The 11809-nt window shown below is 41.7% G+C and carries 11 protein-coding genes; 2 read left to right on the forward strand and 9 right to left on the reverse strand.

Annotation, left to right across the window (positions count from 1 at the left end):
* Window positions 1-101 precede the first annotated feature (101 nt).
* Window positions 102-710 carry a pentapeptide repeat-containing protein gene (locus GJ688_RS12805; RefSeq protein WP_155476945.1) on the forward strand — a complete coding sequence of 203 codons (609 nt, stop codon included), beginning with the start codon at window positions 102-104 and terminating at the stop codon, window positions 708-710.
* Here GJ688_RS12805 and terL read toward each other — a convergent pair.
* The gene (gene terL / locus GJ688_RS12810; RefSeq protein ID WP_235910965.1) at window positions 705-2378 is read right to left on the reverse strand and encodes a phage terminase large subunit; all 1674 of its coding nucleotides are present in this window, start codon (window positions 2376-2378) and stop codon (window positions 705-707) included. The genes GJ688_RS12805 and terL overlap by 6 nt on opposite strands.
* Before the next feature lie 171 nt (window positions 2379-2549).
* On the opposite strand from terL, the gene GJ688_RS12815 reads away from it, so the two are divergent.
* On the forward strand, window positions 2550-2795 hold the full coding sequence (locus GJ688_RS12815; RefSeq protein WP_155476947.1) for a hypothetical protein: 246 nt from the start codon (window positions 2550-2552) through the stop codon (window positions 2793-2795).
* A 637-nt stretch (window positions 2796-3432) separates the two neighbouring features.
* Here the strand turns inward: GJ688_RS12815 and GJ688_RS12820 are convergent.
* The 8 genes from GJ688_RS12820 to GJ688_RS12855 form a co-directional block, all read right to left on the reverse strand.
* The gene (locus GJ688_RS12820) at window positions 3433-4326 is read right to left on the reverse strand and encodes a tyrosine-type recombinase/integrase (RefSeq protein ID WP_155476948.1); all 894 of its coding nucleotides are present in this window, start codon (window positions 4324-4326) and stop codon (window positions 3433-3435) included.
* Window positions 4327-4476: 150 nt separating this feature from the next.
* On the reverse strand, window positions 4477-4881 hold the full coding sequence (locus tag GJ688_RS12825; RefSeq protein WP_155476949.1) for a phBC6A51 family helix-turn-helix protein: 405 nt from the start codon (window positions 4879-4881) through the stop codon (window positions 4477-4479).
* Between the two features lie 438 nt (window positions 4882-5319).
* Window positions 5320-5634, reverse strand: a complete 315-nt coding sequence (locus GJ688_RS12830) for a hypothetical protein (RefSeq protein WP_155476950.1) — start codon at window positions 5632-5634, stop codon at window positions 5320-5322.
* 77 nt (window positions 5635-5711) lie between these two features.
* A complete protein-coding gene (locus tag GJ688_RS12835) occupies window positions 5712-6047 on the reverse strand; it encodes a thermonuclease family protein (RefSeq protein ID WP_170291947.1) in 336 nt (111 codons plus the stop codon).
* Between the two features lie 822 nt (window positions 6048-6869).
* Entirely contained in the window at window positions 6870-7592 is a 723-nt protein-coding gene (locus GJ688_RS12840; RefSeq protein WP_328597368.1) for a nucleotidyltransferase family protein, read from the reverse strand.
* Between the two features lie 168 nt (window positions 7593-7760).
* A complete protein-coding gene (gene spoVG / locus GJ688_RS12845) occupies window positions 7761-8012 on the reverse strand; it encodes a septation regulator SpoVG (protein WP_155476953.1) in 252 nt (83 codons plus the stop codon).
* 112 nt (window positions 8013-8124) lie between these two features.
* Window positions 8125-8799, reverse strand: coding sequence for a DNA-methyltransferase (locus tag GJ688_RS12850; RefSeq protein WP_155476954.1), 675 nt, complete (start codon window positions 8797-8799; stop codon window positions 8125-8127).
* A 192-nt stretch (window positions 8800-8991) separates the two neighbouring features.
* The gene (locus GJ688_RS12855) at window positions 8992-11799 is read right to left on the reverse strand and encodes an AAA family ATPase (protein ID WP_155476955.1); all 2808 of its coding nucleotides are present in this window, start codon (window positions 11797-11799) and stop codon (window positions 8992-8994) included.
* Window positions 11800-11809: the final 10 nt, after the last annotated feature.

Here is an 11809-nt window from a genome sequence, read left to right on the forward strand (position 1 = left end):
ACCTCCACTTTATCGACTTCACTCTATATGGTGAGGTGAACCGCTAAGATACAACCTATATGCTATAATTATTAGCAAAATGTTGTAGTAGGAGAGTAAATATGGAAATTATTAATGACACAGACTACACTGGGGCCAACTTACGTAATATCGAGATTATTGGTAAAAAGCTAAAGGGAATCCGTTTTATTCGTTGTTCGTTTGTAAACGGGAAAATGGACGACATCTCAACCATTGGGTGCTCGTTTGTAGAGTGTGATTTCACCCAATCTAGCTTAAATAGTTCATCACACGAGCAATCCGCTTTTTCAAACTGTCGTTTTACAGGCACAAATCTGTTTACATCAACCTTTCGAGACTGTAAGATGACTGGATCTTCCTTTGAATCCGCTAAAATGATCGGAATTAATATTCATGGTGGAGACTGGTCTTACACAGATTTAAGTCGCCAAAACCTTAAGGGGATCAATTTTCGTCAAACTCGACTCGTTGAAACTGATTTTTTTGGATGTAATCTAACCAATGCCGATTTTCGTGATGCAGATATGACAAACGCTGTATTCGCTCAGGCAAAGCTATCGGGGGCTAATTTACGCGGTGCCAAGACAAGTGGTGTTGATTATCGAAATATAGACCTCCGAGGGGTACTCTTAGATATCGGGCAGGCTATCGAGGTTGCAAGTGCGTTCGGTGCTATCGTAGAGTTATAGACCTTCCGGTTTTTTGTGGAAAGTCCGTCGCCTTCCACCCCCGCACAGTTCCACCGCCATCTGTAAGGCATCAGGGAGATCGTCGTGGTCATGGTTGGGGAACTGTTCTAGCTGTTCCAGCAGGATTCGCTGGTGCCTCATGAACCGGAGAATCCCCTGCTCCACAATCGGCTCCAGCGATTCAATCCGTTCTTCCTTCTTGGTCTTACTGGTCACCGCTTTCAGCTTGGTCGTGTAGATACCTTCCTTTGCCATCCGTTCCCGAGCTTGCCGGAACAGGTCGAACTGGGCTTGTACGGTCTCGATGGCGAAAATCCGTGGCCGATACTTGCCAATTTTGTTTATGACCTCAATTAACGCTTCATGGGCAGGACACTTTCTCGCCCAGGTCTCGACAACGTACAGGATTCCGGTTCTACGATCGCGTCCAATGATAACAATGGCATTAAAGTCGGAGCGATTGTTCTTACCCATCGCGATATCCCATGCTCCGAAATAGTCCAACGGCACCGGTCGGCCCATTTTATCTCGCAGTTCTGGGTAGTCGAAGAACGTAAACATGGACGGCTTGAATATCTGGGTCTCTTCATCGATGGGATTGTTTAGGTACTCCGAACCAAAGGCCCGGGAGCCGATGTTGACCTTTTCAATCATGAGTCGGGAATAAGAAAAGCGTCCCGGCCATAAGACCTCGACGCCTTTATCCATATCCTCTTGATTTGTTTGATAAAAGGCAATCGCATCATCCAGCCGGGTTTCATTTTCGGGATTCCGACAGGTAGATTCGAACTGCTCCCATAGGTCGCCCCGCTCCGGTGGGGATACGATGGCTGAGTACGTGCGGGATTCGAAGTCTGATCGCTGAAGCACCGTGGTCAGCAATCCTCGAGCGTGAACGATCGTGCCCATGTAGATAAACGCTGTCTTTGCCGGGTCTCCGATGGGCATAACAACCGAGTTGAACCAATGCAAGTTCTTATCCCGCAGTTCAGGCGTGTTAGTATTCTTGGCCGATTCGAGATCGTCGAGGATGACGAGATCCGGTCGATAAGAGCCATTTCGCTTTCCCCGCAGTTGTTTTCCCATGGATGCTGCTTCAACCAGTACCCCTGTTCGCGTAAGGAACGCTTCCTGGTTATCCCGCTCATTCATGGTTTTTCGATCAGACAAGAGCTCACCAAAGTCCTCGCGCAATTTCTTGTTAAACTTGAGCTGCAGAGATATCCATTCGATGAACTTTTTGGCCATCGAATCCGTTTCAGAAATAATGAGGATGTATTTCCGTTTGTCATAGACGATCTCATGGATGGGAAATCCATTAGACAAATAAGCCGATTTGGCGTGACCACGGGGTGCAGCCCAAGCGATACGTGCAATGGGGTTGTCGATGGATACTACGCGAAGGAGATCGCAGAGTTCTCGGTGAAATCGAGGGGCGTCATCAATATGGACACCTGACGGAATGAGGTTCTGCTCATTCTCTGGGTTTTTATCATCAGAAAAATACTCGTACATGAAGAACAGGACATCAAACTCGGCACGATCAATCCGGCGAAGACGGTAGAGTTCCTTCATGTCCGCGATATACTCGGTTTGCATAGCTGGGCTTAGTTCTTGCTTGGCTCGGACCTCATCGAACAATTGGACTCGCCGTTCTAAGAGTTCCAACCTTAACTGGCGTTCCATACGATTAAGGACGTTTATGGTTTGTTCACCTCCAGAGATGTTAAGAAAAATACTTTTTCGATTTATCGAAGGCTATTGTCAAATATATCGTCATATCGACAGATTGTTGATATCATGGGATTATCATCCATCATATCAACTGAGGTGTATTTGATGAAACTAGGAAAATGGGAGATTTATTTTTCCCCTCATTTGGAAAACCTGGATTATGTTCTGGTTACAAACGATAACCAGCAAATCAAAGCTTATTGGAAAGAAATGTTGATTGCTCATTTGATCGTTGTGGATGAGATCCTGTCTTATCAGGGAGTTTGCCGAATAAACATTCTGCCCGACCAAAACTTCGTCCAACTGTGCCTTGACGATATGGAAGAGGTTCTATCTCAACTCAACAATTAGCTCTTTTGCCACTGTCGCCCTGCACGTTGCCACACGTTCGAACAGAACTTGGATCAAGCATAATTACCCCATTTACATAATCTCTCACCACACGTACCAACGTGTCGCCTCACGTGGGTAGTCGAAGTCAATACATGAAAAAGAAAAGCCCTCACAGACTACAGTCAGGAGGGCGATGGAATGGGCCAATCAAAAACGCCACCAAGAAAACGAATATTACCTACAACAGGACGAGAGCGGGTAAAAACTCCGCTTAGAGGATACATGCCCCGAGTTGAAATTATAAATGAGACGGAAACGCCAATAGGAAGACCTAACCTATCTAGGGTACTTGTTTATGCTGCCGGAATAGTCCTCATAAGTCTAGCGATGTTATTACTAACCTCTATCGTTGGTTCATTAATCCTACGGCTGTTTTTCTCGTTTACATCGGGCGAAGGCTCGTCTTCCCCCATGTAGCAGACGCATTCAAAGAACCTGAATCCCCCTGTCGCCCTGCACGTTGCCCTACGTTCGAACAGATATTCGCCCTGGATATATTTACCCAGCTAATTATTCTGTCGCAACACAGGGCAACGTGCAGGCTCTGTGGGGATATGTGAAGTTTAGAAAGGGTGTCCAGTATTACTGGACATGTTTATACCCACGATAATTCCTCTACGGCTCTCACCAAATCTTCTTCACCGGGCATCGTGTATCGGCTAGTCATTGATAGATTTGGCGAGCCGTCTTTTTTCATGTGGCCCATCAGCCGGGCGATCACGTCAAGCGGTATTTTCCGCACGGCTAATTCGTGGCCGAAGCTGTGGCGCAGGGTGTGGCACGTGAGATGGTCGATACCGGTTAGCTTTGCGTATTTCGCAATTAAGAATGAAACACCGCGAGGAGACATCTTCTCGCTACGCTGGGAGTAAACCAGGTACTCACTCTCGGTACTTCGCGATTCAAGATAACGAAGGAGAACCCGCCGACTATCCACATTCAATGGGATTTCACGATATTTGCTGTGTTTGCCGTTTGGGATGACCAGCGTTCCTTTACGGTCCGTGATCGCCACGTCTTTCATCCGGATGTCGCAAAGTTCCTGAACTCGAACTCCGGTATGGAGCATCAAGGTTACCATTGCTAGTTCCCGTAGGCTGCCGTGTTGCCTTATGGCCCGGATGAGAGCGTTCTGTTCATTACGGCTCAGCCATTTGGGAGACGATTGCGGGACGGTAACACGGTCGATTTGCTCAACTGGATTATCCGGCGCATGACCGTTATCGGCGAGCCAACGAAAAATGACGTTGAGATGGGTTAATGTTAAGGACAAAGTGCTCGGCTTGAAGTTACTGGAAGCGAACCTTTTGAAATTTGCTACGTCCAGTTGTGTGGCCATCTGCGGCATGGTAGACCCCCCGGTGGGGGTGGGGCGGGGGTGCTCCTTCTCATACCACCGGGAGAATCTGGCCCAACTGTCTTGATAAGAACGCAGGGTGGTTGGGCTTTTGCCGTGTCGACGGATTTCTTCGATGAATGCTGTGATCATGACACTCTCTCCTTGCTAAGACGCTGACTAATAAGCCGGATATCCCTTCGAAGTGTTGGGCTTCGTGGGTCACAGCTTATCTCTAGTCAGCGACTAATGCAATGATAGAGGATGAGTTAAAAGGGTGTCCGTTGAATGGACACCCTTTGATTACATATCAGCCAACATCTTCTTGAGGTTATCAATCTCAGCCTCGATCGCTTCGTTGGAACGGGTATCCTCAACCTTCGCCTCAATCTTTTGGACGTCGGTCAATCGGCCCTGATTCTTTAACACGAGTTCAATGGCCTTCAGCTTATTACCGTCGCTTCCGCTGGTCCGAACGATACCTCGGAGGATAGTGTAAGTCTCCGCAAGGAAGTCGTTCATCACACGTTCGGCCACATCATTCTGGTATGCGATGAAGTCGGGCTCTTGTTTCCAACGGTATAGGGACCGATCGGTTACGCCAACTTCCTCAGCGATTTGAGCCATGGTCATTTTATGGATGTCGTTGGTGGCAAAGATTTCAGCAGCTCGCAACTGCTGGGCAGACAGCCGGTATACTTTTGACAAGGTGATCACCTCCCTTCTGAGATCCCATCAATTCCTACTACTACAGTGGGAAAATAAATAACGCCCTGCCAACTTTCGTCAGCAAAGCGTCTTCTCACTGTTTTTCAAACGGACATCCCAGCCCATTATGCTGTTGTTGTTTTATCCACGGTAATTTGACCACCACTTGCTGCCCTGCCTGTTTCTTCTTGTTTACTGGTTCTTGTTCGTTGGTTCTTGTTACATCGCATGTTTGGACAACTATATAGTTGATCAAATGGACAACTATACGTATGTCCAAATGGACAACTATACGATTGTCCAGATGGACAACTATGCGATTGTCCAAACGATCAATCGGGAATTTACTCATGCGACCGGTTGATTATCAAATTGGTTCACCGCGACAACATGCTTATTCCGATGCTCTTCAATTTTGTGAGTCAGTTCAACTGACGGTCAAATTGAAAGCGAGCCCACAACGACTGAGGTTAAAAATGCGTGCCGCTCAATTTGTTTTGAATATTGCTCGGCCAACGCCATTCCATGAATAATGACTAGTAGTGTTTCCAACTTCCTTATGTTCAAAACTTTGGTATTCCTTAGTGCTTCATCAAAGTAAATGGTAAAGGCCGACTTAGGTTGCTTCTTTCGCAACTGCAAGAGACATAGATTTGCCCATTCGCTGATATATTGGTGAAGCTGTTCATGCGAAAGCCCGTCGGCGATATGGCGTATCTCGTTACCTTCGTCAGCCAGTTCCCGAAACGTCATTTTCCTCGCCTCCGTAAGCAATAAAAATATCTTTTTCATCTTATCACAAAATATGTATTTTTTCGACAACCTTGTTGTTATTTTTCCAAGAGATATTTCGAGGCTAATCCCTCAGCGACCATCTCATCATTCACGTTCTTCCCCGCAGAATTAACAACAGCCAGCCATCGCCCATACTTCTCTTTCCGAACGGAATTGACGGTAACGAACTTGCCCTCGATCTGACCAGCCAACCATTGTCTAGCCCGTTCTCCCCTACCCTTTTCCTCACCATGAATCTCTGGCGCATTCAGGCCGTACAATCGGAACCTTTCCTTTATAATGACGTTGAAGCCGAGGTCAACATCAGCATCGAATGTATCGCCATCTATCACTCTCGTGACCGTGGCATTATAGGTGTAATTTACGAACATTGTTACCCTCCAATTTTCAAACATAGCCAAAATAATAACAGCCTGGGCCAATGCGGTCCAGACTGTTTTTTGTTACCCAAAAGATCGCAGTTGTGACAAGTGACTTACAGGAATTGCCGCCAGTATCCCTCTATTTCATGTTTACGCTAAAAACGGTATGATTGCTGTAAGGTGCTGTGGGGTGCTGTTCAGTGGGAGGGACAGTTAACTACAGTGTCTAGTACAGTTACCTATATACCGTTAAGAACCACAGTAATCTATGGTTATGTCGTTGTTCTAGTTACATTGATCGTTTGGACATATGGGAAATCATTAGCGATTGTCCAAACGGACATATGGGAAATCTGGTCTCTATATTACTGGTTAGTTACGTTAGATACCGTAGATTACTTAGTTACCGTTAGTTCATTATGTTATTCTTGTTACATTATCCGTTTGGACATATGGGAAATTATTAGCGGTTGTTCAAACGGACATATGGGCCAGTTGTTCAAACGGACATACGGCCGATTGTCCAAACGGACATACGGGAAACGGCTTACCGCTAGTTTCATTAATAAAGTCAGATTATCCGTGGATGAAACACGCTATCCAATCCCGGCCCGCACTCGCCTCGCCCAGCTGCCGCACGGCTGGGTTGGCCACGTCGCGGGCTGCGTGGCCACGTGTAGCTTGCTGTTATATTCTTTATGGAATTATATCACCAATGGATTCTATCGGAACACATGGTGAAACAGGTATGGCTGTGGTGATTACGCTCTCCACTGCTGGGAAAGCAAAAAACCAGGTGAACATCTGTCCAGCCTGGTTGATGTATGCTGTTTAGATTGCAACTCTTAATTCGTTGGAAACCAAACCGTTATTAATATCGAGGTGGACCTGTTTGTACTGTTCTATCGTGCCAATATCCTTCCAGTAACCTTTGGCATTTACGCCTAACAAGGGTAACTTTTCTTCTAACAGTCGCGGGAACAATTGCTTTGAAAAGTCGTAAAAACCACTTGGGATATAATCGAAGATACTGGGTTCAAAGGCATATATTCCTGCGTTAATGGTGTTGGAAAATACTTGTTCCGGTTTTGGTTTTTCAATAAATCGACGAATATAACCGTTCTCATCGGTAATTACAATTCCAAATTGAGTCGGATCGTCCACCGTGGTTAATGCCATTGTCGCTAGCGCTTGTTTTTTCTGATGAAACTCAATGATTTTCGATAAGTTTATATTCGTTATTCCATCCCCGCTAATGACTAAGAACGTTTCATCAAGAAATTGCTGGGCCTGTTTCACAGAGCCAGCGGTACCAAGTGGTTCATTCTCGATGAAATAATGAAACCGTACACCAAATTGAGTTCCATCACCAAAATATTTCATGATTATCTCGGGGTAATAGCACAGTGTTACGGCAATCTCAGTTATTCCATGTTTTTTTAATAAATCAACAGCATACTCCATCGCTGGTCTACCATGAACAGGAACCATTGGTTTCGGCATGGTGTCCGTCAGCGGACGCAGCCGGGAACCCACTCCACCGGCCATAATCACGGCTTTCAAAAAACGATGCACTCCCCTTGGCAAAAGCCACTTTTTTTAATTTGAAACGAACGAGGTAATGATCGTCGAGATTATAGCCTGGGATTGTTATTTTTATCTCTACAGTTTATTGTATGATGTTGTAATCTGCGAATTGAATACCAGATGTTGTTAACTTGATTATGCTGCTTCGAACGCACGAAGTACCGCGTTTAAAAGTAAGCTTCGAGATTCCTGGGTAATCGGATGAGCGATATCACAAAAGCTCCCATCTGGTCTCTTTCGACTCGGCATGGCTACAAATATCCCGTTTGGTCCTTCGACGACTTTGATATCATGGATAACAAAAGAGTCGTAAATAGTAACCGATGCAATAGCTTTGATAGCACCTGTTTGAAAGATTTTTCTAATCCTTACATCTGTGATAGCCATTCCGAAACCTCTCCCCAAATTATTCAGAATCCCTTGTTCAAGTGTAAACTAATCTTAGAAATAATCAACATTTGTTAAGAGATTTTTACACCTATGTGAGAATTATCTTTATTTACGCTGCTTCCTCCAACCTAATATTTGCCGCCTCCACGTACTGCTTCTCAATCTCAAACGCAATGAACCTCCTCCCCATCCGCTTTGCAGCCACACAATCTCCCCCGCTACCGCAGAACGGGACAAGTACGACATCACCCGGCTGTGATGACTTCTCAATAATCATCTCGGCCAGCTTTACCGGCTTTTGCGTGGGATGGATGTAGGTTACTGCCGGATCGCGAGGCACAGCCCATACATCTGAAATTCGCTTTCCATTCAATATGTGGCGTCCCTTCACTACGAAAATCAGAAACTCATGAGCGGGACTGTAGGCTCCACGAAGATCACCCATTCCCCCGCCGTTCTTTTGCCAGACGATGCAGTTCTTGATGGTGAAGTATTGAGAGATGCGGTGGTACCATGCTACGTAGACATCCCATCGGGTCCAGCAGTAAAAAGCACCACCGTCTTTCAACACCCGGAATGCATCGGCCAACCAGTCGGCCATGATGATGTCATCGTTTTGGATTGCGGTGAACTTTCGCTTGCGACTGCCACTACGATAATTGATGCCGTATGGTGGGTCGGCGATGATAAGGTCGATGGAGCTGGTTGGCAATAGTTTGAGGCCGTAGTTGATGTCCATGTGGTGGATGGTGTCTAGCGTGAGTTCACCGAGGTTTGCTGTCATTGGCCACCGTCCTTGAAAAAAATAAAGCAGTCCGGCCACGATGGGCTGAACTGCCTGTCTATTCAATAGGTGGGCTGTGGGGGGAGGGGTACAACTGATTTATAATTGAAGTAATAATCTAACCTATGCTTAATAGATGATGTCTACCAAGTTACTTTTTAATCTACTAGATCTATTAAACTCTACAATTATTTATATTACGTTAGAAACGACTTTTCGAATTATTGGACCTTCATCACCGTAGCTTACAAAATCGTATTTAACAAAGTTTCTATTACGCATTTTAATTGTTAATAATTTAGAAAAATCATCGTTATGAGTAGAGATAATAATTTTTTTCTGATTAAGATTCGAATCCATTATAGCTCGTAAAACGTCTACAAAAGCTAAGACGTTTACATCATCCATACTTTGTATGGGATCATCTAGAAAGAGTTGATTGATGTGAGTATATTTTTGAGATATACCAAGTCCCAAGAATATACTAAGTGCTAGAACGTTTAACTGAGCGGTACTGAAAATTTGGTCAAGAAAAATCTCATTGTTAGAATCTTTGAAAGATGCTCCATTTCCGTCATTCGATATCATTATTTCAGAGAAATAGGGATGTGGACTAATAGATTTATATATCCAGTTTATAATTGGATGGTGCATGAGTTGTTTTTCAATTGCTGTTCTTTGAAAGCGAGAAATGTTCTCGGCCAACTGTTTAACTATCTTTTCAATAACTTCAATTAGTTTACCTCTATTATCTAACTTTTTGATTTTTTCTTCTACGGTCGAGATCTCTAAAAACACACTATTATATTCAGTTGGTATTTTATACAGTATGATATTATCTAATAGGTCTATAGTTTTTGAAACGTTAGCAATGTTTTGAGGAAGTTCAGTTATTTGTTGAACAAGTCGATTTTCACCATTCGTAATAAAGTCAGATACTCCCTCTTTTAATTTCAAGGATTTTAAAGTATTGTCAATAACATCTAATTCTAAAGAGATTTGAGGAATCTCTTTGACTATCACTTGATTCCAATATGAGTTAACTTCTTTATTTATCTCCTTCAGATCTTTATCTATTATTGTTTTATCTACAAACTCTTTTAACTCGTCTCCATATATTTGAATTTGATATTGTTTAACCCGTTCTAAGAATCCGTCAATGCGTCGTACTTCACTATTTATACTATCTATATTCGTAGCGATTATTTTTTGTCTTTCTGATATAGAACTACTTATTGTATCAATATCCTTAATTATATAAGACTTAACTTCGTTTATTACTTTAATAACACATAAAACTTTTTCTTTAATCTCGGCATTGGCGGAAATAAGCTTTTTTTCAACCTCGGTAACTCTTTTTTCCTCATCAAGAACCGATTTATCGCCGTTAGCCAAAGAAAACTCTATAATAGCAATAATTTTTTCATGAATTGATTGATCTTGTAGATTATTAAATATTTCTTTGTATTTTGAACCATCAAAATTTGTGTTTAAACAAATGGGACAATGAGCAATTTTGGAATTATAGTTTAAAATATATTCTTTTACAAAAAGTAACGCTTTGTTGTATTCGTTGTTTAGGGTTGATAATTCCGACAGGTGTTTTCTATGAGTATTCAGAATATTAAGGAGGGATTTTTTTGTTAAATCTAATTTATTGTATTCAATATTTATATTTTCTAAATTCGTAAAAATTGCACCAATGTCTATGACACTTGTTTTTATACTTTTTTCATGTTTAGTAATTAATGAATTGTACTCATTCCATAGTTCTTTTAAGTCAGTAATAATATTGGGGAGATCCGTTATTTCGTTTTTCTTCAAGTCACATCCGCTATGAAAGATTCCTACTTTATTTCTGAAAATATTGAACAAAGTTAATGATTTATTATTATTTTGTTCTTCCTTTGAAAGTTTTGTTATCTCAGCCAACTTGTTAACTTTATTATTTTCCTCTTTTTCATATTGAAAATTATAAAGAAAACTTAACTTGTTTTGTTTTAATAGGAGATTTTGTATGTTTGTCAGAATTTTTATTTTGTAAACGAAGCTATTAATTAATATTAGATTTTCGTAACGAGCTTGTAATTTAATTTTCTGTTTTTGTAAAGACTCACGATTAGCTTCTAATATTTCAAAGAATTTTGTTTCATTCTCTATTTTTAACGCATTGATTTCTGCAAAGCTGGTAACATTACTTACGTTATATTCTATAACTTTTTTCTTGATATTATCATATAATTTATTTACTTCATCTAAATACTCTTGTACGTTGGTCCAACCTCTGACGTTAAAAAAACTGTTTATTCCGTTTTTTTGACTTGTAAGGGTATTTATCTCTTGAGTTATAGCTTTCTTACTAGATCCGATAGCTTTGCTTCTTGTTAGCTTAGTAATCTTTGAGAATAATGACTCAATAGCGTCTAAATTCATGAGTTGCATGAAAATTTCTCTTCTTGATTCGGGATCTGTCGTCTTTATAAAAGCGTTGATGTTCTCTTGTCCTAGAAAATGTGTATTTAATAAGTTCGATGGATCCTTACCTGACTTAATGAATCTATTTAATAGCTCTTTATTATTATCATTTTGAACAACATTATTTAACGAAACAGTTAGTTGTGAATTATATTGATCCCCTTTACCTTCAGTTTTGTGAAAGCTGCAGTAAGTTGTTCTTTTAATATTCAATCCATTATCAAAAACCAGCTCGACAGAAACTTCCCTATTAATATCTTTTTTAGAGTGGTAAAATTTTAGATAATGGCTTTTTCTTAAATCAAGTACTTTATAATAATCTTCAAACAACTTAATTCTTTTTATTTCGTCCGTTAAGCACCATTCAATTGCTTCAAAAAAAGACGTTTTTCCGAACCCGTTAAAACCATTTAATATTACAAAACTTTTATCTAAATCATCAAATATATAATATCCATCAGAATCTGCAATGGGATTAACACCAAAACCGCGAAAATTCTTTATTTTGACTGTTTTTAGATTCACAATTTATTCA

Source organism: Heliobacterium mobile, from assembly GCF_009720735.1.
Lineage (GTDB): Bacteria > Bacillota > Desulfitobacteriia > Heliobacteriales > Heliobacteriaceae > Heliobacterium > Heliobacterium mobile.

Excerpts from the sequence above, each read along its gene's own strand:
- spoVG (WP_155476953.1), bottom strand. The coding sequence starts at position 8,012 with ATGGCTATCACAGATGTAAGGATTAGAAAAATCTTTCAAACAGGTGCT.
- GJ688_RS12820 (WP_155476948.1), bottom strand. The coding sequence starts at position 4,326 with ATGATCACAGCATTCATCGAAGAAATCCGTCGACACGGCAAAAGCCCA.
- GJ688_RS12850 (WP_155476954.1), bottom strand. The coding sequence starts at position 8,799 with ATGACAGCAAACCTCGGTGAACTCACGCTAGACACCATCCACCACATG.
- GJ688_RS12835 (WP_170291947.1), bottom strand. The coding sequence starts at position 6,047 with ATGTTCGTAAATTACACCTATAATGCCACGGTCACGAGAGTGATAGAT.
- GJ688_RS12805 (WP_155476945.1), top strand. The coding sequence starts at position 102 with ATGGAAATTATTAATGACACAGACTACACTGGGGCCAACTTACGTAAT.
- GJ688_RS12815 (WP_155476947.1), top strand. The coding sequence starts at position 2,550 with ATGAAACTAGGAAAATGGGAGATTTATTTTTCCCCTCATTTGGAAAAC.
- GJ688_RS12830 (WP_155476950.1), bottom strand. The coding sequence starts at position 5,634 with ATGACGTTTCGGGAACTGGCTGACGAAGGTAACGAGATACGCCATATC.